The 22,808-nt window shown below is 72.6% G+C and carries 23 protein-coding genes; 8 read left to right on the top strand and 15 right to left on the bottom strand.

All coding sequences use genetic code 11. The features are described 5' to 3' along the window. Positions 1 to 4: 4 nt before the first annotated feature. Together L615_RS03320 and L615_RS03315 are read right to left on the bottom strand one after the other, a co-directional pair. Complete coding sequence (locus tag L615_RS03320) at positions 5 to 808, bottom strand: ABC transporter permease (protein WP_145724125.1); 804 nt, start codon at positions 806 to 808, stop codon at positions 5 to 7. 37 nt (positions 809 to 845) lie between these two features. After that, positions 846 to 1,610 carry an MlaE family ABC transporter permease gene (locus tag L615_RS03315; protein WP_396954702.1) on the bottom strand — a complete coding sequence of 255 codons (765 nt, stop codon included), beginning with the start codon at positions 1,608 to 1,610 and terminating at the stop codon, positions 846 to 848. 284 nt (positions 1,611 to 1,894) lie between these two features. On the opposite strand from L615_RS03315, the gene L615_RS03310 reads away from it, so the two are divergent. Next, entirely contained in the window at positions 1,895 to 3,391 is a 1,497-nt protein-coding gene (locus tag L615_RS03310) for a calcium-binding protein (protein WP_145724108.1), read from the top strand. Here L615_RS03310 and L615_RS03305 read toward each other — a convergent pair. The 5 genes from L615_RS03305 to L615_RS03285 all read right to left on the bottom strand — a co-directional run bounded on the left by L615_RS03305 (position 3,375) and on the right by L615_RS03285 (position 8,092). Beyond that, positions 3,375 to 4,922, bottom strand: a complete 1,548-nt coding sequence (locus L615_RS03305) for a cation acetate symporter (RefSeq protein ID WP_315897768.1) — start codon at positions 4,920 to 4,922, stop codon at positions 3,375 to 3,377. The two genes, L615_RS03310 and L615_RS03305, sit on opposite strands and share 17 nt — an antisense overlap. Before the next feature lie 4 nt (positions 4,923 to 4,926). Further along, entirely contained in the window at positions 4,927 to 5,292 is a 366-nt protein-coding gene (locus L615_RS03300; RefSeq protein WP_145724107.1) for a hypothetical protein, read from the bottom strand. Further along, positions 5,289 to 6,026 carry a LytTR family DNA-binding domain-containing protein gene (locus L615_RS03295; RefSeq protein ID WP_145724106.1) on the bottom strand — a complete coding sequence of 246 codons (738 nt, stop codon included), beginning with the start codon at positions 6,024 to 6,026 and terminating at the stop codon, positions 5,289 to 5,291. Before L615_RS03295 ends, L615_RS03300 begins: the two co-directional genes overlap by 4 nt. Then, positions 6,023 to 7,165, bottom strand: a complete 1,143-nt coding sequence (locus tag L615_RS03290; protein ID WP_145724105.1) for a sensor histidine kinase — start codon at positions 7,163 to 7,165, stop codon at positions 6,023 to 6,025. Before L615_RS03290 ends, L615_RS03295 begins: the two co-directional genes overlap by 4 nt. Before the next feature lie 132 nt (positions 7,166 to 7,297). Next, positions 7,298 to 8,092: an alpha/beta fold hydrolase gene (locus tag L615_RS03285; RefSeq protein WP_051485937.1), complete on the bottom strand. Its 795-nt coding sequence runs from the start codon at positions 8,090 to 8,092 to the stop codon at positions 7,298 to 7,300. 108 nt (positions 8,093 to 8,200) lie between these two features. Between L615_RS03285 and L615_RS03280 the strand changes: the two genes are divergently transcribed. Beyond that, positions 8,201 to 8,611 (top strand): RidA family protein, encoded by a 411-nt coding sequence (locus tag L615_RS03280; RefSeq protein ID WP_145724104.1) that lies wholly within the window; start codon positions 8,201 to 8,203, stop codon positions 8,609 to 8,611. An 88-nt stretch (positions 8,612 to 8,699) separates the two neighbouring features. Here L615_RS03280 and L615_RS03275 read toward each other — a convergent pair whose 3' ends face one another. The 5 genes from L615_RS03275 to L615_RS03255 form a co-directional block, all read right to left on the bottom strand. Next, on the bottom strand, positions 8,700 to 9,884 hold the full coding sequence (locus L615_RS03275) for an acetyl-CoA C-acyltransferase (RefSeq protein WP_028656258.1): 1,185 nt from the start codon (positions 9,882 to 9,884) through the stop codon (positions 8,700 to 8,702). Positions 9,885 to 9,897: 13 nt separating this feature from the next. Then, entirely contained in the window at positions 9,898 to 10,656 is a 759-nt protein-coding gene (gene fabG, locus L615_RS03270) for a 3-oxoacyl-ACP reductase FabG (protein WP_145724103.1), read from the bottom strand. A gap of 41 nt (positions 10,657 to 10,697) precedes the next feature. Next, positions 10,698 to 11,711: a phosphotransferase family protein gene (locus tag L615_RS03265; protein WP_145724102.1), complete on the bottom strand. Its 1,014-nt coding sequence runs from the start codon at positions 11,709 to 11,711 to the stop codon at positions 10,698 to 10,700. Further along, positions 11,704 to 12,528, bottom strand: coding sequence for an SDR family oxidoreductase (locus L615_RS03260; RefSeq protein WP_145724101.1), 825 nt, complete (start codon positions 12,526 to 12,528; stop codon positions 11,704 to 11,706). The genes L615_RS03265 and L615_RS03260 overlap by 8 nt, the downstream gene beginning before the upstream one ends. Continuing rightward, positions 12,525 to 13,760 carry an acyl-CoA dehydrogenase family protein gene (locus L615_RS03255; protein ID WP_028656262.1) on the bottom strand — a complete coding sequence of 412 codons (1,236 nt, stop codon included), beginning with the start codon at positions 13,758 to 13,760 and terminating at the stop codon, positions 12,525 to 12,527. Before L615_RS03255 ends, L615_RS03260 begins: the two co-directional genes overlap by 4 nt. A 76-nt stretch (positions 13,761 to 13,836) precedes the next feature. Between L615_RS03255 and L615_RS03250 the strand changes: the two genes are divergently transcribed. The 6 genes from L615_RS03250 (at position 13,837) to L615_RS03225 (ending at position 19,497) form a co-directional block, all read left to right on the top strand. Continuing rightward, entirely contained in the window at positions 13,837 to 14,313 is a 477-nt protein-coding gene (locus tag L615_RS03250) for a MaoC family dehydratase (RefSeq protein ID WP_028656263.1), read from the top strand. A gap of 128 nt (positions 14,314 to 14,441) precedes the next feature. Continuing rightward, on the top strand, positions 14,442 to 15,095 hold the full coding sequence (locus L615_RS03245) for a TetR/AcrR family transcriptional regulator (protein ID WP_145724100.1): 654 nt from the start codon (positions 14,442 to 14,444) through the stop codon (positions 15,093 to 15,095). Positions 15,096 to 15,271: 176 nt separating this feature from the next. After that, complete coding sequence (locus L615_RS03240; RefSeq protein ID WP_145724099.1) at positions 15,272 to 16,777, top strand: long-chain fatty acid--CoA ligase; 1,506 nt, start codon at positions 15,272 to 15,274, stop codon at positions 16,775 to 16,777. Between the two features lie 61 nt (positions 16,778 to 16,838). Continuing rightward, the gene (locus L615_RS03235) at positions 16,839 to 17,807 is read left to right on the top strand and encodes a sugar ABC transporter substrate-binding protein (RefSeq protein ID WP_145724098.1); all 969 of its coding nucleotides are present in this window, start codon (positions 16,839 to 16,841) and stop codon (positions 17,805 to 17,807) included. Next, on the top strand, positions 17,804 to 18,541 hold the full coding sequence (locus L615_RS03230; protein WP_145724097.1) for a TetR/AcrR family transcriptional regulator: 738 nt from the start codon (positions 17,804 to 17,806) through the stop codon (positions 18,539 to 18,541). The genes L615_RS03235 and L615_RS03230 overlap by 4 nt, the downstream gene beginning before the upstream one ends. After that, on the top strand, positions 18,538 to 19,497 hold the full coding sequence (locus L615_RS03225; protein WP_028656267.1) for a phosphotriesterase: 960 nt from the start codon (positions 18,538 to 18,540) through the stop codon (positions 19,495 to 19,497). Before L615_RS03230 ends, L615_RS03225 begins: the two co-directional genes overlap by 4 nt. A gap of 71 nt (positions 19,498 to 19,568) precedes the next feature. On the opposite strand, the gene L615_RS03220 is transcribed toward L615_RS03225, so the two are convergent. The 3 genes from L615_RS03220 to L615_RS03210 all read right to left on the bottom strand — a co-directional run bounded on the left by L615_RS03220 (position 19,569) and on the right by L615_RS03210 (position 22,739). Next, entirely contained in the window at positions 19,569 to 20,486 is a 918-nt protein-coding gene (locus tag L615_RS03220) for an alpha/beta fold hydrolase (RefSeq protein WP_145724096.1), read from the bottom strand. Further along, complete coding sequence (locus L615_RS03215; protein WP_145724095.1) at positions 20,483 to 21,688, bottom strand: alpha/beta fold hydrolase; 1,206 nt, start codon at positions 21,686 to 21,688, stop codon at positions 20,483 to 20,485. The genes L615_RS03220 and L615_RS03215 overlap by 4 nt, the downstream gene beginning before the upstream one ends. A 79-nt stretch (positions 21,689 to 21,767) precedes the next feature. Further along, complete coding sequence (locus tag L615_RS03210) at positions 21,768 to 22,739, bottom strand: nitronate monooxygenase family protein (protein WP_028656270.1); 972 nt, start codon at positions 22,737 to 22,739, stop codon at positions 21,768 to 21,770. Positions 22,740 to 22,808: the final 69 nt, after the last annotated feature.

Genomic DNA, 22,808 nt, shown 5'->3' with positions numbered 1-22,808 from the left:
GTCGCTAACCCGCCAGCCTGACGGTCGTCGTGGACCCCCACAGCGCGAGGCTGAGGAAGAAGTCCGCCACGATGATCATCACGATGGAGAGCCGGACCGCGCGGCCCACTGCGACCCCCACGCCGGCGGGGCCGCCGCTCGCGGAGTAGCCGTAGTAGCAGCAGACGAGGGTCAGGATGACCGCGAAGACGAGCACCTTCCCGAAGGAGTAGGCGACGTCGACGGGCGGCAGGAACAGGCTGAAGTAGTGGTCGTAGGTGCCGCCGGTGAGGCCGTAGTAGTGCACCGAGACCGCCTGCGTGGAGGCGTAGGTGCCGACCAGCGCGATCAGGTAGAGCGGGATGACGGCGACGAACGCCGCGATCATCCGGGTGGTCACCAGGTAGGGGATGGAGCGGATCGACATCACCTCGAGGGCGTCGATCTCCTCGCTGATCCGCATCGCCCCGATCTGCGCGGTGAACCCGGCGCCGACGGTGGCGACGAGCGCGTTGCCGGCGATGAGGGGCGCGACCTCGCGGGTGTTGAAGTACGCCGACAGGAAGCCGACGTACGGCTCGATCCCGACCTGCTGCAGGCCCTGGTAGCCGACGAGGCCGACCACGCTGCCGACGGCGACGACCTCGAAGACGAGGATGCCGACGGTGCCGGCGACCAGCACGAGGGCGCCGCGGCCGAAGGAGACCTCGGTGAGCAGGCGCAGCACCTCGCCGCGGTGGTGGCGCACGGCGTGCGGGACGCCGCGCAGGACCTGGCCGTAGAAGGCGACCTGGCGACCGAGGTCGGCGAGGCTCGCGTAGCCGGGCATCGCGCGCCGCTCGGCGCTGCGGGTCGTGGGTGCCACCTCAGAGTCCCTTCGGCGGGACGAGCTCGTAGTAGAGCGCCGTCAGCAGCGCGTTCGCGAGGAAGAGCACGACGAACGCGATCACGACCGACTGGTTGACGCCGTCGCCCACGCCGCGGGCGCCGCCCTTGGCGCGCACGCCCTGGTAGGTCGCGACGATGCCGGCGAGGATGCCGAAGAGGAACGCCTTGAGCTCGCCGACGTAGAGGTCGGGCAGCTGGGCGAGGGCGCTGAAGCTGGCGAGGTAGGCGCCGGGGGAGCCGCCCTGCACCAGCACGTTGAAGGCGTAGGCGCCGATGATGCCGACGCTGGTGGCGATCGCGTTGAGCAGCGCGGCGACCACGCCCATCGCCAGCACGCGGGGCACGACGAGCCGGTCGATGACGTTGAGGCCGAGGACCTCCAGCGCGTCCAGCTCCTCGCGGATCTTGCGGGAGCCGAGGTCGGCGGCGACGGCGGTGCCGGCGGCACCCGCCACGATGACCACGGTCGCGATCGGTGCGGCCTGCTGCACGATGCCGACCACGGCGACGGCGCCGGTGAAGGAGCGAGCGCCGAGCTGGTCGAAGAGGGAGCCGATCTGCAGGGCGAGCACCGCGCCGAACGGGATGGTGATCGCGCACGCCGGGAGCAGGGAGACCCGGGTGGCGAACCACGCCTGGTCGGAGAGCTCGCGCCACGCGAACGGGCGCCGGAACAGCCCGCGCAGCACCTCGAGCGCGAAGACGAGCAGCTCGCCGACCGGGACGAGGGGACGCGTCAGCACGGCCGTGCGCGCGGCCGCGCTCATGCCGCCCCTCCGGACATCGTGCCTCCCTGCCGTCGCCGGCTGCCTGCGTGACCCTGCCGCACCCTAGCCCACAACCGTACACATGTGTACGGTTATCGCCGGTTGGGCTGGTAGGCCGACCGTCCAACGGACACCGGGTCCGCGGGTCACGACGGCCGGGCGGACATCGGGACCAACGTCCCGGGCGCCGCAGGCGGGCCGCACCGGCGCCGCAAGCCGGCCCCAAGCGGGCTGCAAGCGGGAACGCCCACGCTCGGAGGGTGAACAGGAAGCTCTCCCTCGTCCTCGCCGCCGCGCTGCTGGGCCCGGCCAGCCTCGCCCTCGCCGAGAGCGCCGACGCGGCCACGCCCAGGTGTGCGGGCCTCAAGGCGACCATCGTCGGCACCAACGGGGCCGACCGCATCAACGGCACCGGCGGCCGGGACGTCATCGTCGCCCGCGGCGGCAACGACGTCGTCGACGGCCGGGGCGGCCCCGACGTCATCTGCGGCGGCGCCGGCAACGACACCATCCGCTCCGGCGCCGGCACGGGCGGCCTGCTCTACGGTGACGCCGGCCGCGACCTCGTCATCGCCCAGGCGCCCGGCATCGGCCTCTACGGCGGGGACCACGACGACGTGCTGCGCACCAGCAGGAGCGACACGCTCATCGAGGGTGGCCGCGGCGACGACCGGATCGAGGGGAGCGGGTTCCCCGACGTGATCGACGGCGGGGCCGGCAACGACCACGTCCTGGCCAACGGCGGCGCCGACCAGATCACCCCGGGGCCCGGTGTGGGCGGCNTCGAGGGTGGCCGCGGCGACGACCGGATCGAGGGCGGTGCCGGGAACGACCGGATCTACGGCGGTCCCGGCACCGACGTCCTGCGCGGCGGCGGGGGCGACGACCAGATCACCCCGGGGCCCGGTGTGGGCGGCTTCGCCTTCGGCGAGGCCGGCAACGACACGATCGTCACCGGCGACGACGGCCAGGCGCTTCACGGCGGCCCGGGCAACGACCTGATGAAGACGTCGTGGGAGGGCACCCTGCTCGACGGCGGTCCCGGGCACGACCGCCTGCACGGCGGCGCACATGCCGACGTCATCTCCGGCGGCGACGGCGACGACACGATCTCCGCGGGTGGCGGGGACGACGTCGACCTGAAGGGCGGCTTCGGCACCGACACCTGCGACGGCGGTCCGGGCACCGACAACTGCCACGGCGGCGCGCCGGGTGGTCCCGGCAACTCGCCGACCGACCCGGACACCTGCACCGCCGAGGTGATCCGCTCCTGCCGGGGCGAGGAGCTGCCCGAGCGCTGGCTGGCCACGCTGCACGGCCACGAGACGACGCCGTACGAGGTGCGCAACTGGACGGTGAAGATGGTGCTCAAGCGGGCGGGCGACCCGGCGACGACCACCTTCTGGCGCGAGGAGAGCGTCACCGGCACCTTCGACGTCAAGGGCAGCAACGAGAACTGCGCGTGGACGCACGTCGGGTCGTTCGGCGGCGCGGACTTCACCGGCGACCTCGGCCTGGTGCCGTCCGCGGACCTCTACTGGCTCGACGTCGTGGCCGGCGGCCACGGCACCTACTCGAAGAGCTGCGGCAACGGCACGACCACCACGCCGGACGAGTACTTCCAGGTCTGGGTCGCCAGCAACGGAGGACCGGACACCCTGCCGTGGGACCGCACGAAGCGCGAGATCACCGGCAGCTGGCACGAGGACGGCTACACCGACATCGACGTGGACTGGGTGGTCACTCCGCTCGAGTGAGCGGCCCGCGGCCGAGGGTCTCCGGCGTGTGCAGCCGGACCAGGAACCGCCGGGCGTGCGCGGGCGCGCGCCCGGCGGTCGCCAGCGAGACGCCCGCCATGACCGCGAACGCCAGCGGCACGCTCCACGCGGCCGGCTGGGTGAGCAGGGCGCCGGCCCAGCCGTCGGCCTGGAAGCCGAAGAGGTTCAGCACAGCGGCGCCGCCGGCGCCCAGGCCGCCGGCCGCGAGGCCGGCGATCGCGCCGGCGTCGGTGAGCCCGCGCCACCAGATCCCCAGCACCAGCAGGGGGCAGAAGGTCGACGCTGCCACCGCGAACGCCAGGCCGACCGACTGGGCCACCCCGACCCGGCCGACCAGCAGCGTCACCAGCAGCGGTACGACGACCGCCACCGCCGCCGCGAGCCGGAACGCCGTCGCGACGGAGCCGGTGGAGCCGCCCGCACCGGAGTGCTCGCCGACCCAGCGGCTGGTCACGTCCTGGGTGAGCACCCCGGAGACCGCGATCACCAGCCCGGACGCGGTCGACAGGAAGGCCGCGAACGCGCCAGCCGTGACCAGGCCGGTCAGCAGCTCGCCACCGATGCCCTGCAGCATCAGCCGCGGCAGCTCCAGGACGAGCACGTCCGCCCGGCCGTCGCGGACCAGCGGGTCGCCGTACACCCGGCCGAGTGCGGCGTAGACCGGCGGCCAGAGGTAGAACAGCCCGAGCAGGGCCAGCACCGCGAGCGTCGTGCGTCGCGCGCCGCGGCCGTCGGGGTTGGTGTAGAAGCGGACCACCACGTGCGGCAGGCCCATCGTGCCGAGGAAGAGCGCGATGATCAGCGAGTAGGTGGAGTAGAGGCCGATCGCGCCGTCGCCGGCGACCGGGTCGGACCACCCGCCGCCGAGCCCGTGCCCCGCGGGTCGCCCGTCGCCCCACCACACGACCAGCAGCACCATCGCCGGCACCAGCAGCGCGGTGAGCTTCAGCCAGTACTGGAAGGCCTGCACGAACGTGATCGAGCGCATCCCGCCGGACATCACGTTGACCACCACGACCAGGCCGACGATGACCGGGCCCACCCACTCCGGCGCGCCGATCGCCGACTCCAGGGTGATCCCGGCGCCCTTGAACTGCGGCACGAGGTAGAGCCAGCCGACACCGACGACGAGCAGGGACGACGCGGCGCGCACCCACCGCGACCCGAGCCGCGCCTCCGCGAAGTCGGGCAGCGTGTAGGCGCCGGAGCGGCGCAGCGGTGCGGCGACGAGGACGAGCAGCACGAGGTAGCCCGCGGTCCACCCGACGGGGTACCAGAGCATGTCCGCACCGCCGACCAGCAGCAGGCCGGCGATGCCCAGGAAGGACGCGGCCGAGAGGTACTCCCCGCCGATCGCCGAGGCGTTGAGCCGCGGGCGGACGGTGCGGGAGGCCACGAAGAAGTCGCTCGTGGTGCGGGAGAACCTCAGCCCCCACGTGCCGATCGCCACCGTCGCGACGGTGACGGCGAGGACCGCGAGCAGGCCGGGCAGGGCGTCGGTGCTCAGCACGGGCTCACTCCGGGCCCTCGACGAGGTCGGCGAAGTCGCGCTCGTTGCGCTCCACGCTGCGCACGTAGCGCCAGCCCAGCAGGAGCAGGAACGGGTAGACGACCACGCCGAGCAGCAGCCACGCCAGCGGCACGCCCCCGACACTGACGCCGCCGAGCTCGGGCCACAGGTGGAAGGCGAGTGGCAGCAGGCCGAGGGTGAGCGCCAGCGCGGCCAGGACGGCGATCGCCAGGCCGAGCTGCTCGCGCAGCAGCGAGCGCAGGTAGACGTCGCCGAGCGCGGTCTGCTCGTGCACGTCGCCGAGCCGGCTCGCCCCCCGCCCGGCGGCCGTGTGCCGGGGCGGTCCGGTGACCCGGACCCGCTCGGTCACCGCGCCGGGCCCCCGGCCCGGGCGCGGCGGACCAGCACGTCGCGCAGCGCACGGGAGTGCCGCCGGCTCACCGGCAGCTCGGTGTCGCCGACCATCACGGTCGTGCGCCCGGCGTCGCTGCGCACCTCGGTCACGTGGGCGAGCGCGACGAGCAGCGAGCGGTGGATCCGGTGGAAGCCGGCCTCGGCCCACTGCTCCTCGAGCGTCGTGAGCGGCACCCGCACCAGGTAGGCGTCGCCGGCGGCGGTGTGCAGCCGGGCGTAGTCGCCCTGCGCCTCCACGTGCGTGATCTCGCCGCGGTCGACGAAGCGGGTCACGCCGCCACGCTCCACGGCGACCTGGGTGTCGGGAGCCGGCTCGGGCGGGGCGCCGGCCGCGAGCACGCGTCGTACCGCCTCGGCGAGCCGCTCCGGGCGGACCGGCTTGAGGACGTAGTCCACCGCGCGCAGGTCGAAGGCCTCGACGGCGTGCTGCTCGTGCGCGGTGACGAAGACGACCGGCGGCGGCTGCTTGAAGCGGCCGAGCACCTCGGCCAGCTCGAGCCCGCTCAGGCCGGGCATCTGGATGTCGAGGAAGACGCAGTCGACCTCGCGCTCGCGCAGGATGCGCAGGGTGTCGGTCGCAGACGGGCAGGCGACCACCTCGGCCACGCGGGGGTCGGCGTCGAGCAGGTAGGTCAGCTCGTCGAGCGCCGGCCGCTCGTCGTCGACGACCAGGACGCGCAGGCCGCTCACGAGCGCATCCCGCCGACACCGCTGACGCTGACGCCGGGCGCGAACTTCGGCACCCGCACGATCACCTTCGTCCCTGCTCCCGGCGCGGTCTCCACGACGAGACCGTAGTCGTCGCCGAAGGTCGCGCGCAGCCGGGCGTCCACGTTGCCCAGGCCCACCGAGTCGAGGGCCGCGTCGCCGGCCAGGGCCCGGCGCACCTTCTCGGGGTCCTCGCCGACGCCGTTGTCCTCGACCTCGATCACCGCCTCGTGGCCCCGGTCGTGGGCGTCGATCGTCAGCTTCCCGGTCTGGTCGGCGCCCTCGAGGCCGTGCCGCACGGCGTTCTCCACCAGCGGCTGGATGCACAGGAACGGTACGACGACCGGCAGCACCTCGGGCGCGACGTTGAGCGTGACCTGGAGCCGGTCACCGAAGCGGGCCTGCTCCAGCAGCAGGTAGCGCTCGATGGAGTTCAGCTCCTCGGCGAGCGTGGTGAACTCGCCGTGGCGCCGGAAGGAGTAGCGGGTGAAGTCGGCGAACTCCAGCAGCAGCTCGCGGGCCCGGTCGGGGTCGGTGCGCACGAAGCTGGCGATCGCGTTGAGCGAGTTGTAGACGAAGTGCGGGCTGATCTGCGCCCGCAGCGCCCGCACCTCGGCCTCGATCAGCCGGTTGCGGTGGGCGTCGAGCTCGGCCAGCTCCAGCTGCCCCGACACCCACTCGGCGACCTCCTCGGTCGCGCGCACCAGGCCGGCGGTCGGGATCGGCGAGAACGCCTGCACCGTGCCGAGCACCCGGCCGTCCACGACGAGGGGGCTGACCACGCCGGTGCGCACGGGGCACCCCGGTTGCTGGCAGCCGAGCTGCGAGCGGTCGACGGTGCGGGTGCTGCCCTTCTCGATCGCGAGCAGCCCGACCTCGGCGGCCTGGTCGGCGTGGTGGGCGCCGTCGCCGTCCCAGGCGAGCACCGCCTCGGTGTCGGTGATCGCCAGTGCCGGCGTGCCGAGCAGCGTGCGCAGGTGGCGGATCGCGCGTTCCGCGCTGGTGCTGGTCAGGCCCTCGCGCAGCGCGGGGGAGGCGAGGGAGGCCTGGTGCAGCGCGCGGAAGGCCGCCCGGTCGGCATCGCTGCCGAGGTGGCCCCGTCGCCACAGCCGCCTGCTCACCCGTCCATCAAAGCGCACGACGTGGCAGGTTCTGGCACGCGAAGTGTCAAGCTTCGGCGTGCGAGGTGGCAGGCCGTGGCACGTGAGGTGGCAGAGATGGTCGTCCGGGGTGCCCGTCCGCGCGGTCCGTGCTCAGCTGCGCAGCACTCCGTCGAGGAAGTCGAAGAGCAGCGACTGCACCACCTCGGGAGCCTCCTGGGTGGGGCTGTGCCCGACACCGTCGAGCTGGTGGTGCCGCACGTCGGGGAGCCGGCGGACGACGTCCGCCGTCCAGGCGGGTGGGCGGGCGACGTCGTCGGTGCCGTTGATGACCAGTGCGGGAACCTGCAGCCCGTCGAGCAGGTCGCTGGCGTCCTCGCGCTCGACGACGCCGCGTGCCGCGTGGCACAGCCCGGGGGACAGGGAGGCGATCTGCCGGCGGAAGGCATCCACCAGGTCCGCCTTGGCGGCGTCGGCGCGAGTGGTGGCCCCGAGCATGATCTCGAGCACGACCTGCTGCAGGCCCTCGTCGAAGCCGCTGGCCTCGATCTGGTCGCAGACGCCGCCGAACGCCGCGCGCTGGTCGTCGGGCTCGTGGCGGGCGGAGCTGCCGACGAGGACGAGGGCCTGTACGGCGTCCGGCTGGGCAGCGGCGATGCGGACCGCGACGTCGCCGCCCATCGACTGCCCGAGCAGTGCGTACCGGCTCAGGCCCGCCGCCTCGAGGGTGGCCACGACGTCCTTGGCCGCCTCGTCCATGGTCACGGTCGCGGTCGCCTCGTCGGTGCGTTCGCCCTGGCCGAGGAAGGTCGGCCGGACGAACCGGAACCGGCCGCGACCGGCCTCGACCAGGTCGTCGAAGGACGACGCATCGAGGAAGAGGGAGTGCAGGCACACGACGACCGGCAGGTCTGTCTCGCCGGTGTCGCGGAGGTTCTCGTCGACCATCGTTTCGCTTCCTGTCGTCAGAGGAACGGGTGTGACCTGCACCATAGTCGAACTTGACGTCGGTCTCAACTAAAGTGGAGGAAAGTTCCGCTGAAACGAGGAGATCCCATGCCCGTCACGCTCATCAACCCGCCCGGCCTGGCCGAGCCGCCGGTCGGCGCCTACCACCACGTCGCGATCGCCAGCGGCACCCGGCACGTGTACGTCGCCGGGCAGATCGCTCGCGACGCGACGGGTGCGCCGGTGGCCACCGGTGACCTCGCCGGCCAGGTGGAGCAGGCGTACCGCAACATCGCCGTGGCGCTCGAGGCAGCCGGGGCGACCTTCGCCGACGTGGTCCGGCTGACCTTCTACGTCGTCGACTGGTCGGCGGAGAAGTTCGAGCCCCTCGTGGCCGGCATCAACCGCGCCACCGAGGAGCTCGGGGTCACGGCGCCCCCCGCGTCCCTCATCGAGGTGGTCTCGCTGTTCGAGCCCGACGTGCTCGTGGAGATCCTGGCGACCGCCGTCGTCGACTAGCACCAGCCGCGCCGTCAGCGCGCCGGGTGAGACGCACGCGGCCGGCACTCCTGCAGGGGAGTGCCGGCCGCGTTCCGGCGTGGCTCGTTCAGCGCAGCGAGAACAGCCCGGCGGCGCCCATGCCGCCCCCGACGCACATCGTGACGACCACGTGCCGTGCCCCCCGGCGGCGCCCCTCCAGGAGGGCGTGACCGACCAGGCGCGCGCCCGTCATGCCGTACGGATGCCCGATGGAGACCGCGCCCCCGTTGACGTTGAGCCGGTCGGGGTCGATGCCGAGCTCGTCGCGGCAGTGGACGACCTGGCAGGCGAACGCCTCGTTCAGCTCCCACAGGTCGATGTCGTCGACCTTGAGGTCGTGCTGCTCGAGCAACCGGGGGATGGCGAAGACCGGGCCGATGCCCATCTCGTCGGGCCGGCAGCCTGCGACGGCGATGCCGCGGTAGACACCGAGTGGCTCCAGCCCGCGGCGCGACGCCTCCCCGGCCTCCATCAGCACCGAGGCCGAAGCTCCGTCGGACAGCTGCGAGGAGTTGCCTGCCGTGACCGACGCGGCCCCGACATCGAGCACCGGCTTCAGTGCGGCCAGGCCCTCGGCGCTGGTCGTGGGCCGGTTGCCCTCGTCGGCGACGAGGGTGACCTCGCGCATCGTGACGCTGCCGTCGGCCTCGCGCACCCGCTGCACGGTCGGAAGGGGGACGATCTCCTCGTCGAAGAGCCCGCCGAGCTGGGCGGCCGCCGTGCGGCGCTGCGACTCCAGGGCGAAGGCATCCTGGGCCTCGCGACTCACGGCGTACCTGCGAGCCACGACCTCGGCGGTGCGGAGCATCGGCAGGTAGACGTCGGGCACGTTCTCGACCAGCCACGCATCCTCGGCGCGATGCTGGTTCATGTGCTCGTCCTGCACCAGGGAGATGGACTCCACGCCCCCGCCGACGACGACCTCCATGCCGTCGTGGACGATCTGCCGTGCCGCCGTGGCGATCGCCATCAGGCCCGACGCGCACTGCCGGTCGACGCTCATGCCGGGTACGCCGACGCCCAGGCCGGCGCGCAGGGCGGCCTGCCGGGCGACGTTGAAGCCGGTCGTTCCCTGCTGCATGGCCGCGCCGAGCACGACGTCCTGCACCTCGGGCCCCTCGAGGCCGGCGCGCTCGACGGCGTGCCGGATCGCGTGCCCGGCGAGCGTCTGGGCGGAGGTGTCGTTGAAGGCGCCGCGGTAGGCCTTGCCGATGGGGGTGCGCGCCGTCGAGACGATCACTGCTTCTCGCATGTCCCTGCTCCCCTCAGGCCGTCGGTCCGCCGGCGACGTACAGGACCTGGCCGGACACGAACCCGGCCTCCTCGCTGGCGAGGTAGCCGACCGCGGCGGCCACGTCCTCGGGTCGTCCGGCCCGGGCGACGGGGATGCCCGCGACGACGGTGCGGGACAGCTCCTCGAAGTCGAGCCCCATCCGGGCCGCGGTGGCACGGGTCATGTCGGTCTCGATGAATCCGGGCGCGACCGCGTTGGCGGTGACGCCGTACCGGCCGAGCTCGATCGCGAGGGTGCGGGTGAACCCCTGCAGGCCGGCCTTGGCCGCGGAGTAGTTGGACTGGCCGCGGTTGCCGAGGGCGGAGGTGCTGGAGAGGTTGACGATCCGTCCGAACCCGGCCTCGACCATGTGGCCCTGGACCGCGCGGGTCGCCAGGAAGGCTCCGCGGAGGTGGACCGACATCACCTGGTCCCAGTCGTCGAGCGTCATCTTGAACAGCAGGTTGTCCCGCAGGATGCCGGCGTTGTTGACCACCACCGTCGGGGCGCCGAGATCGGCGGTGACCTGGGCGACCGCAGCGGCGACCGCGGCCTCGTCGGTGACGTCGGCTCCGACGGCGAGGGCCTTGCCGCCCGTCCCGGAGATCTCGTCGACGAGCGGTTGGGCCGCCGTGGCGTCGAGGTCGAGCACGGCGACCGCGTGGCCGTCGTGCGAGAGTCGGCGGGCGATGGCGGCGCCGATGCCCCGGGCTCCGCCGGTGACGATCGCGACTCGCGCAGTGGTGGGCATGAGGGGTGTTCCCTTCGTCGTGGCCGGCCCGTGTGGCCGGCTCAGAATCCCGCGTCGGTGGCCACCTGGTGGGCGTGCTCGACCAGGACGTCGATGCGTTCGCGGGGAAACTCGTGTTGCGCAGCGGGTGCGGGCTCGGCCTGGGCGCGGTGCAGGATTCCCTCGGCGATGATCGCGACCTTCCAGAGTCCGAGCACGTGCCAGAAGCCGACTCCGTCCACGTCCCGACCGGTGGCCGTCGCATAGGCCTCGACCAGGTCGTCACGGGTCGCGAAGCCGGGGTGCTGGGAGGGTGCGAGGTGCTGCATCGCCGGCTCACCGGCTTGCGGCCAGTAGGCCAGCAGGGTGCCGAGGTCGGCGAGCGGCTCGCCGAGGGTGCTCAGCTCCCAGTCGAGAAGGGCCACCACCTCGCCGGTCCCGGGGGCCGTCACGACGTTGAGGACGTGGCCGTCGCCGTGGACCAGCGTCGTCTCCCGCTGGGGTGGTACGGCCGCGCGCAGGCGTTCGGTGAGGGCGTCGAGGGTCGGCAGGTCCCGGGTGCGCGACGCCTCCCACTGCCGTGTCCAGCGCCGGAGCTGTCGCTCGGCGTACGGTGCGTGGCTGGCCAGCGTGCTCAAGCCGGTGGCGTCGAGGTCGACGGCATGGACCGCGCCCAGGGTGCGCACCAGGGAGAGCCCGATCGTCCGGCGGACCTCGTGCGGGGTGGCGTCGAGAGCAGCCCTGCTGTCGAGCACGACGCCCTCGACGCAGGACATCAGGAAGGCCGGCGGGTCCTCGAGGGTGCCGTGCACGTGGGGCACGGGCACCGGGGTCGGCCCGAGGGCCGACATGATCCGCGCCTCGCGCAGGACGTCGTGGGCGGAGTCCAGGTGGGGCCCGGCCGGCGGCATGCGCAGCACCCACTGGTGGCCGGTCCGGTCGTGCACACGGAAGGTGAGGTTGGACTGCCCGGCGCCCAGCGGCGAGAGCGTCACGTCGCCGACGGGCGCCAAGCCGAGGTCAGTCAGCCAGGCGCGTACCCCGGCGGGGTCGGACGGACGGATCCGGCTAGTCATCGGCCGTCGCCTTCGGGACCAGCAGCGCGCCTCCGTCGACGACCAGGGTCTCGCCGGTCACGAAGGACGAGGCGTCGGAGGCGAGGAAGAGGACGGCCTGGGCGACCTCCTCCGGCTCACCGATGCGCCCGAGGGGCGTCGCGGCGCCGACACCGGACTCGTCCTCCTTCCAGAGCGCCTCTGACAGGCGGGTGCGGATCACGCCGGGGGCCACGGCGTTGACCCGGACCCGCGGAGCGAGCTCGACGGCCTGCTGCCGGGTGAGGTGGAGCAGGGCCGCCTTGGTCAGGTTGTAGACGCCGAGGCCGGGGGTGACGGACAAGCCACCCACGGAGCCGGTGTGCACGACCGAGCCCCCGTGCTCACCCATCCAGGCCCGAACCGCCAGGGTGGTCCACAGGATCGGTGCCCAGACGTTGACGTCGACGGTCTTCATGAATCGCGGGTGGTCGACGCCGACGAGTGCCCCGTGGGCCGGGTTCGTGCCGGCGTTGTTGACCAGCACGTCCAGCCGCCCGAACCTCTCGAGGACCAGGTCGACGCAGGCTCGGGCTGCCTCGGCGTCCGCGGCGTGCGCGCCGACCCCGAGCACGGTCCCGGCGCCCGGAGGCAGGTCGGCCGCGACGGCTGCGCGAGAGGCCCCGGTCACCACCGCGACGCGGCCGNGGACCAGGTCGACGCAGGCTCGGGCTGCCTCGGCGGTCCGGGAGGTCAGGACGACGCCGGCACCTGCGCCGGCGAGCGCGCGGACGGTGGCCAGGCCGATGCCGCGAGAGGCCCCGGTCACCACCGCGACGCGGCCGCGGAGCCCGCTCACCGGCGGACGGCGGTCGTGCTGGCGTCGCGGTGCTTGCCCAGCTCCTGGTGGGCGATGCTCCGCTTGTGCACCTCGTCGGGCCCGTCGGCCAGGCGCAGGGTGCGCAGGTTCGCCCACCACTCCGCCAGGGGGAAGTCGTTGCTGACCCCGCCCCCGCCGTGGACCTGGATCGCCCGGTCGACGACGCGCAGCGCCATGCTCGGCGCGTCGACCTTGATCGCCGCGATCTCCATCCGGGCGGCCTGGTTGCCGACCGTGTCCATCATCCACGCCGCCTTCATGGTGAGCAGGCGGGACTTCTCGATGTCGATGCGAGCCTCGGCGATCCAGTCCTGGATGTTGGCCCGTTCGGCGACCGCCTGGCCGAAGGTCGAACGGCTCAGGGCGCGACGGCAGAGCAGCTCGAGCGCCCGCTCGGCCGTGCCGATCGCCCGCATGCAGTGGTGGATCCGTCCGGGACCGAGGCGGGCCTGGCTGATCGCGAAGCCCTCGCCCTCGCCGGACAGGAGGTCCGTCACCGGAACGCGCACGTCCTCGAAGAGGATCTCGGCGTGGCCCTCCCGGTCGTGGTAGCCGAACACGGGCAGGCTGCGGACCAGCGTGACGCCGGGGGCGTCGATGGGCACCACCATCATCGACTGCTGGCGGTGGCGCGCGGCCTCGGGATCGGTCTTGCCCATGACGATCAGGACGCGGCAGTTCTTGTGCAGGGCGTTCGACGCGAACCACTTGCGCCCATTGAGGACGTACTCGTCGCCGTCGCGGACCATGCGCAGCTCGATGTTGGTCGCGTCGGAGCTCGCCACGGCGGGCTCGGTCATGGCGAAGGCCGACCGGATCTCTCCGGCCAGCAGTGGCTTGAGCCACCGCTCCTGGTGCTCGGGCGTTCCGAACCGGGTCAGCACCTCCATGTTGCCGGTGTCGGGTGCGTTGCTGTTGCACGCCTCCGGCGCCAGACGGGGCGAGCGCCCCATGATCTCGGCCAGCGGCGCGTACTCGAAGTTGGTCAGGCCGGGGCCCCAGGCGGGGTCCGGGTGGAAGAGGTTCCACAGCCCGCGGCGCCGGGCCTCGGCCTTCAGGTCCTCCAGGACCTGGGGGTGGTGGTGCGGGTCGCCGGACGCCGCCATCTGCTCCTCGTAGACGGACTCGGCGGGGTAGACGTGCGCGTCCATGAAGTCCAGGAGCTCCTCCTGGTACTTCTTCGCGCGCTCGGAGGTCTCGTAGAAGGACATCGGCACTCCAGGGGTGGTGGCGGCGGGATCAGGTTGCTAACTTGAAGTTAATCTCAATTTCAAGTTGGAGGCAACTATGACGCAGCACACGTACCCGCTCCGACCGGCCAACCTCAGCGACCTGCTGGCGTTGGTGGGCGTGGAGATCGGGCCGACCGGCTGGCGTCCGGTCGACCAGGCGGCGGTCACGGTGTTCGCGGACGTGACCGAGGACCGGCAGTGGATCCACGTCGACCCCGTGCGCGCCGCGGCCTCCCCGCTCGGCGGGACCATCGCCCACGGCCTGTTCACGCTCTCGCTCGGCCCGGCGCTGTTCTACGAGCTGGTCTCGCTGGAAGGCTTCGCCCACGGGCTCAACTACGGCTACGACCGGGTGCGCTTCCCGGCGCCGCTGCCGGTCGGGTCGCGGGTCCGGATGACCTGGCGCCTGCTCGAGGTGGACGCGGTCGCTGGCGGGATCCAGCTGCGGTCGCGACAGACCTTCGAGCGCGAGGGCGGCGACCGGCCGGTGTGCGTCGCGGAGTCGGTGGCCCGGGTCGTGCCGGTCGGCTGAGTGGGCCACGAGTCGCACGGCTCGCAGGCGCGGCGCCTTGGCACACTGGTCGAGCGATAAAGTGGCGGCCGCCGGGCCGGTCCGGCAGACGCGTGTCGACGGGAACGACGAGCCGACGAGGAGTACGGATGGCACGGGAGGCATCGCCCCGTAAGGGCCCTGCGGCGCCGGAACGCGTGCCCCCGCGCACAGCCCGTGGGGCGCGTACCCGCGCCCGCCTGGTGCAGGCGGCGCGCACGGTGTTCGAGCGTGACGGCTACCTCGACGCACGGCTGGCCGACATCACGTCCGAGGCGGGTACGGCCTCGGGGTCGTTCTACACCTACTTCGACAGCAAGGAAGAGATCTTCCGGGCCGTGCTCGAGGAGCTCGAGGACGAGATGCTCCACCCCCATGTGCGTGAGCTGAACGAGCACGACCCGATCGGCGCGATCGAGGCCAGCAATCGTGCCTACCTCGAGTCCTTCCAGCGCAACGCCCAGCTGATGCGACTGCTCGAGCAGGTCGCGACGATCGACGACGACTTCCGCGAGATGCGCAAGCGTCGCGCCGACGCCTTCATGCGCCGCAACGCGCGGGCGATCCAGGACCTCCAGGCGGCAGGCCTCGCCGACCCGACCCTCAACCCGCTGCTCGCCGCCGGTGCCCTCTCGGGCATGGTGGCCCGGGCCGCCTACACCAACTGGGTGCTCGGCGAGGACTGGGACACCGACGAGCTGGCCGCCACCCTGACCCAGATCTGGGTCAACGCGCTGAAGCTCCAGCAGCCCGAGCGCGGCTGACCGACCCAGGTCGCGCTGCCGAGCGCCCGTGCCCCCTCGGGGGCGCGGGCGCTTCTCGCATCTCCTCCCGACGTCTCGCCCGCGGGACCGGACCGGCGCCGATTCGCCCTTGAACTTGAGTCCGGTTTCAACTACGGTGCGGCGAGCCAGTGTTCCACGTCACACGGAGGAGACCCATGGTCAACATCGCGGCCGCTGTCTGGAGCCATGCCGACACCGATCCCGATCGGCTGGCGGTGCGCAGCCCCGTCGCGCAGACCTACGGGCAGCTGCGGGAGGCCAGTGCACGCGTGGCCGGCGCTGTCCGTGAGGCGGGTCTCGCGCCGCTCGACCGGGTGGTCCTGATCGCGCCGTCGGTGCCGGAGTTCGTGCCGACCTACTACGGCCTCCACGCCGCAGGGATCACCGTCATCACGATGAACACCATGTCGACGGGGCACGAGATCGGCTACGTGCTCGACGACTCCGGTGCCTCGCTCGTGATCGCGTGGCACGAGTGCGCGGAAGCGGCGCGGGAGGCCACTGCCGAGCGGAACCTGCCGCTCTGGGAGCTCCCCGCCGGCCGTCCGCCGGCCGGTCCCGCCGTCGCCCGCCCCCACGAGCACTCGGCCGACGACACCGCGCTGATCCTCTACACCTCCGGCACGACGGGCCGCCCCAAGGGCGCCGAGCTCACGGCCGGCAACCTGGTCGCCACGGTCGAGGCGTTCGTCCCGGCCCTCGGGCTGACGGCAGCGGACCGCGTCGCGACCGCACTGCCGCTGTTCCACGTGTTCGGGCAGGCGGTCTGCATGAACAGCACGCTGTCGACCGGCGCCTCGCTCTCACTGCTCTCCCCCTTCGATCCTGCTGCGATGCTGCGCCTGACCCGCGACGACCGGGTGAGCGTGCTCCTGGGCGTCCCCACGATGTGGAACGCGATGCTGCACGCGAGCGACGAGCTCGGTGCCGAGGACTTCGCCGACCTGCGCCTCGCCGGGTCCGGCGGGGCCTCCCTGCCCGCCGAGGTGATCAAGGCCTTCGAGGGCCGCTTCTCCTGCACGATCCTCGAGGGCTACGGCCTGACCGAGACCACGGGAGCCGGCACCTTCAGCGACATCCACCTGCCGCACCGGCCGGGCACCGTCGGCCTCGCGCTGCCGTCGCTCCGGGTCGAGGTGCGTGACACCGAGGGTTCCCCCGTGCCGCCGGGCGAGGTCGGCCGGGTCTTCCTGTCCGGCCCGACCCTGATGAAGGGCTACTGGAACCGGCCCGAGGCGACGGCGGCGGACCTCTGCGACGGTTGGCTCGACACCGGCGACCTCGGGCACCTCGACGCCGACGGCTACCTGACGATCGTCGACCGGGCGAAGGACCTGATCATCCGCGGGGGCTACAACGTCTACCCCCGCGAGGTCGAGGAGGTCCTCTACGAGCACCCCGACATCGTCGAGGTCGCGGTGGTGGGCGTGCCCGACCGCCACTACGGCGAGGAGATCGCGGCGGTGGTGGTGCGCGCGGACGGTGCGCGGGTCAGCGGCGAGGACATCCGCACCTGGGCCAAGGAGCGGCTCTCGGCGTACAAGGTGCCGCGGCTCTTCTCGTTCGTCGAGGAGCTGCCCCGCGGCGCCACCGGAAAGATCCTGAAGCGGGCGATCGATCGCGACGCGATCTCGCGCGGCCTGCAGGAGTCCACGACGTGATCGGGCCTACCCGAGCGGCCCGACGCACAACAGCGCCCCGTGCGCTGAGAAGGAGGTTCCCATGATGTCTCGAAGGCTGGCTGCCGGCCTGTCGTTGACGGCGCTCTCGCTGGTCGTCGCCGCCTGCGGCGGCGAATCGTCGGCGGAGGAAGGTGCCGACGAGCGCTACACCATCGGCATTGTCCAGTTCTCGTCGAGCGACGAGACGACGGAGACCGTGATCCGCGGTTACGTGGAGTACGCCGAGGAGCAGGGCTGGGAGTACAGCAAGGTCGATCCGCAGGGGTCGGTCGACCGGGCGATCAGCGCCATGAACGACTTCGTGGAGAAGGGCGTGGACGCGATCGTGGTCTCCGTCTTCCCGAGCGACTCCCTCACGGCGGGCGTCCGGGCGGCGAGCGCTGGGGACATCCCCGTGATCTCGATCGTCGGCGGCACGGCCGAGGGCGTCCCGATGAGCGCCGACGCCGGACGCCCCAACGCGGAGGAGATCTCGGACCTGCTCATCGATGACCTCGGCGGCTCGGGTGAGGTCCTCGTGCTCGGGTACTCCGCAGGCCTGCCTTGCGTCGGCCGCGAGGAGCAGCTCATGGACGCCCTCGACGGGACCGACATCGAGGTCACCCGCGAGGAGGTGCCCATCCCCGGCCAGGTCGAGGCCGGCACGCGCATCGCCCAGGGCTGGCTGGCCGACCGGCCGAAGGGGAGCGGGCCACTCGCGGTCTGGGGCTGCTTCGACGACCCGTCGCTCGGCGCGGTCAGCGCGCTGCGCCAGGCCGATCGCGACGACGTCCTCGTCTACGGCATCAACGGGACCCCGGCGGCCGTGCGGGCCGTCCGGGATGGCGACATGAGGGCGACCGCGTTCGCCGACGCCTTCGGGGTCGGCCGCGACCTCGCCGAGCAGACGCCGGCGGTGATCGAGGCCGGCCCGGGCGCCGACGCCCGTGACGTCCCGCTGCCGACCTTCCTGGTCACCGAGGACACCTACGACGAGTTCGCCACGACCCATCCCGAAGCGGTCAAGTGAGCGAGATCGTCACCACGATCGACGACGACGCCGCCGACGAGGGTGCGGTACCGCCCCTCGTCGGCGACGGCCAGGTCGGCGAGCAGCCCAGCACCGCTCGCGGGGTCCGCACCCGGGAGGCGCTGGTCGCGGCCGCGCGGCGGGTCTTCGAGCGGGACGGCTTCATCGACGCCCGCCTCTCCGACATCACCCGCGAGGCGCGGTGCTCCACCGGGACCTTCTACACCTACTTCGAGAGCAAGGAGGAGGCGCTCACGGCCGTCCTCCATGCGGCCCAGGACGACATGATGCATCCGGGCATGCCGCACGTCGACGCCGACCCGGGGAACTCCGCGGCCATCATCGCCGCTGCCAACCGCGCCTACCTGGACGCCTACGGCCGCAACGCGAGGCTGATGAAGCTGCTCGAGCAGGTGGCCACGATCGACCCGGCCTTCCGCGAGCTCCGCCTCGCCCGCTCGCGCGCCTTCGCCGAGCGCAGCGCCCGGCGGATCGCATGGATGCAGGACCACGGGTACGCCGACCCCACGCTCGACCCGTTGATGACGGCCCGGGCGCTGGCCGGCATGACCAGCCGGATGGCCTACCTGGCCCTGGCCCTGGAGGAGGACTGGAACCTCGATGGCGTCGCCGCCACCATCACCCAGCTCTGGCTGAACGCCGTCGGCGTGCCGAAGGACGACCACACCGGGCGCGGCCCCCGCGCACCGCACACCACGCAGGAGGAAGCATGACCACCATCCCAACGATCACCGGGGAGATCGGCCTCGACGACCTCGGCCGGACGCTGGTCCACGAGCACGTGTTCGTGCTGGGCGAGGAGTACCGGATCAACTACCAGGACGACTGGGACGAGGAGGAGCAGGTCGAGCGCGCCGTCGCCGCCCTCGAGGAGCTTCGTGGCCTTGGGTTCGACACGATCATGGACCCGACCGTCCTCGGGCTGGGCCGCTACATCCCTCGCATCCAGCGGATCGCCGAGCGCACGTCGCTGCAGATCCTCGCCGCGACCGGTCTCTACACGTTCAACGACGTGCCGCACCAGTTCCACTACCGCGGTCCGGGCCTGATGTTCGACGGACCCGAGCCGTTGACCGAGCTCTTCGTCAAGGACCTCACCGTGGGCATCGCGGACACCGGCGTGCGAGCAGCCTTCCTCAAGTGCGCCATCGACGAACCGGGTCTCACCCCCGGGGTCGAGCGCGTGATGCGGGCGGTCGGCCAGGCGAGCGTGCAGACGGGGGCGCCGATCACGGTCCACACGAACGCCGCCACCCAGTCCGGTCTCGTGGCCCAGAAGGTGCTCGCCGACGAGGGTGTCGACCTGCGCAAGGTCATCGTCGGTCACTCCGGTGACAGCGACGACCTGGACTACCTCGTGCAGCTCGCCGACGCGGGCTCTCTGCTGGGGATGGACCGCTTCGGGCTGGACCCGTGGATGGACACCGAGCGGCGGATCGACGTGATCGTCGAGCTGGTCAGGCGCGGCTATGCCGAGAGCATCGTGCTCTCGCACGACGCGCACTGCTTCATGGACTTCGTGCCGGAGGACCAGCTGGTTGCCGCGCTGCCGAACTGGAACTACGTCCACATCCCGCGTGACGTCCTGCCGGCCCTGCTCGAGAAGGGCGTGACCGAGGCCCAGCTCGAGACGATGCTCGTCGCCAACGTGCGCCGGCACTTCTCGTGAGCCCCCCGGGGCGTCGGTCGACCGAGCGGCGCCCCGGGCGGCAGGCCCCTGCTGCGCAGGTCGGACCAGCCTCAGTCGAGACCCTCGAGGAAGCGCAGCAGGAGCGCGTTGACCTCGTCCGGGCGTTGCTGCTGGAGCCAGTGCCCCGCCTGCGGGACGACGTGGTGGCCGCGTAGGTCGGTGCAGCTCTCGGCGAGGCGGTCGGCCGGCTGGAACCGGCGGACCAGGTCGTCGGCGCCGGTGGCGAACATCGCGGGCTGGTGGACGTGGTGGCCCCGGGCGCGGGCGAGCTCCCAGTTCCGGTCGATGTTGCGGTAGTAGCGCAGTCCGCCCGCGAAGCCCGTGCGCTCGTAGGCGTCGAGGTAGACCTGGAGGTCGTCCGGATCGATCCACTCGGGCAGGGCGGCGTCGTGGGCTCGCGCGTGCAGGCAACCGGGCGCCTCCGCGAAGAGGCCGGTGAACGTGCGGCGCAGGTCTCCCGAGAGCGCACCCTCGGCCCGCCCCGGCTCCTGGTACCAGATCATGTAGAAGTCGTCGCCCAGCCGCCGGCGCAGCACCTCCGTGGGCGGTACGGCGGCCGGCGGTCCGTGCGGGACGCTCAGTCCCACGACCGCGCGGACCCGGTCCGGGTGCAGGACCGCGGTGGCCCACGCTGCGGCGGCACCCCAGTCGTGGCCGACCAGGACGGCCCGCTCGTGCCCGAGGGCGTCGAGCAGCCCGGCCAGGTCGGTTGCGACCTGCTCGACGCCGTAGGCCGCCTCGTCGTCAGGACGGTCGCTGTCGCCGTACCCGCGCATGTCGGGCACGACCACCTGGTAGCCGGCCGCGACGAGGGCCGTGACCTGGTGGCGCCACGAGTGGCCGAGCTCCGGGAAGCCGTGGGCGAGCAGGACCGGGGGACCGGTGCCCGCGACGAGGGTGCTGAGCCGGATGCCGTTGGTCTCGACCAGCTCGACGCGGGTGGCCGGCGGGTGCGGGCCCGTGCTCACCGGTCGAGCACCCGGTCGAGGAAGGCGCGCACGGCCGCGTTGAACTCGACCGGGTTCTCGATCATCGGGTAGTGACCGGTGCCGTCGAGCGTGACGACCTCGACGTCGCCGATCCCGGCCGCGGTGGCGGCCACCTTCTTGGCATCGACCAGCCAGTCGTCGCTGCCTCGCAGGAGCAGGGTGGGTGCGGCGATGTCGGCGAGCCGGTCGCGCAGGTCGAAGGCGGCGTAGCCGGTCAGGTCTCCCTGCGCGATCCACGGCGCTGCCCGGCACAGCTGCCAGACGACCTCCTCGGCGCGGTCCGGCGGGGTCCGGCGACCGGTGAGCGATCGCGCGAACGGCTCGAGCACGACCGCGGCGTGGGTGGTGATCATGTCGAGGGTGAACTCGTCCAGCGAGGGCGTGTGGGCCGCGCCCTCGGCCGAGACGATCGCACGGTAGGCGTCAGGGCGACGAGCGCCCAGCTCCAGCACGGTGTTCCCTGCCATCGAGCAGCCGAGGACGACCGGCAGATCGAGCTCGAGCACCTCGATCAGCCGCTCGGCGAAGGCCGCGAGCTCCGTGGTGCTGGTGAATCGCCCACCCGGAGGGGGGAGGGACTTGCCGTGGCCCGGCGCGTCGACCGCGATCACCCGGAAGCGGTCGGCCAGACCGGTGAGCACGTGGCGGTACATCACAGTGTCCTGGCCGGCGGCGTGCAGGCACAGGACCGGTACGCCGTCGCCGGTCTCCTCCACGTGGACCCGCAGGCCGTCCACGTCGACGTAGCGGCCGCGGACCTCGGTCGAGGTGGGCTCGGGGGCGGGGGACGGCGCGGGCGTCGGTGTGCCGGCCAGGCGGCGCAGGGCCAGCAGCGTGTTGTGCAGCGTGCGCAGCTCGTGCATGGTCGCGACGGGATCACCGTGGGTGGTGACCGTGCCGGCCGGGCCGCCGGAGAGGAAGTCGGCCTCGCCGGCCAGCAGCGACGACCATGTGTCGGCACCGGCCTCGACGACGAAGTCGGCGCCGCCCTCGGGAGCGCCCTGCGCCACCTGCGGGGGCTCGCAGGGGATGGATCGGACGGTCAGACTGCCGTGGTCGTGGCGCAGCTCGATCGTGCCGGCGAGCCACCGAGCGTCTGCACGCCAGCGCGCGTCCGCAGCGAGCTCCTCAGCGAGCCGGGCGGCCAGTCGTGGGTCGGTGAAGAGGTCGGTCGTGCTCATCGCTCTCCTAAGTTGAAGTTGACGCCAAGTTTAGAGAGCGGCGCGGTGAGGGGCAATGGGTCGCCGCCGACTGCTGTGGTCAGGCGCTGAGCATCGCGAGCCGGCCGGCCGCTTCGTCGTACTCGCGGGCGAGGCGCTCGACGAGCTGGGCGACCGGCACGGTCCGGTCGACCGCGCCGATGCCCTGGCCGCAGCCCCAGATGTCCTTCCATGCCTTGGCGTCGGTGGTGCCTCCCGAGCCCCAGTCCATGGTGGAGGGGTCGGAGACCGGCAGGTCGTCCGGGTCCAGGCCCGCGGCTGCGATGCTGCCGCGCAGGTAGTTGCCGTGCACGCCGGTGAAGAGGTTGGAGTAGACGATGTCGGCGGCGGTGCTCTCGACGATCATCTGCTTGTACTCGGGGCGGGCGTTGGCCTCGTCGGTGGCCAGGAAGGCGGACCCGACGTAGGCCAGGTCGGCTCCGGCCGCCTGCGCGGCGAGGACGGAGCTGCCGTGGGCGATGGCGCCGGACAGGAGCAACGGGCCGTCGAACCAGCGCCGGATCTCCTGCACGAGCGCGAACGGCGACAACGTGCCGGCGTGCCCGCCGGCGCCGGCGGCCACGGCGATGAGGCCGTCGGCACCCTTCTCGACCGCCTTGCGGGCGAACCGGTCGTCGATCACGTCGTGCAGCACGAGCCCGCCGTAGGAGTGCACGGCGTCGTTGATCTCCGGGCGCGCCCCGAGCGAGGTGATCACGATCGGCACCCGGTGCTCCACGATGCGCGCCATGTCCTCCTCCAGCCGGTCGTTGGAGCGGTGCACGATCTGGTTGACGGCGTACGGCGCGACGACGGCGTCCGGGTGGGTCCGCTGGTACGCCGCGAGCTCCTCCTCGATCTGGTCCAGCCAGTCGTCCAGCAGCGAGGCCGGGCGCGCGTTCAGGGCGGGGAAGGAACCGACCACCCCCGCCTTGCACTGCGCGACCACCAGCTCCGGACCGGAGCAGATGAACAGCGGGGAGGCGACGACCGGGACGGACAGGCGGCCTTCGAGCAACGTGGGCAGTGACATCGGATCTCTCCTCGACGGGACGGGACGGGATGGGTGCGGAGGGCGGCGAGGCCGGACCGCGTGCGGTTG

The sequence above is a fragment of the Nocardioides sp. J9 genome (genome assembly GCF_007829375.1).
In the GTDB taxonomy this organism is placed as follows: Bacteria; Actinomycetota; Actinomycetes; order Propionibacteriales; family Nocardioidaceae; genus Nocardioides.
This window is presented reverse-complemented; position numbering and strand designations above follow the sequence as displayed.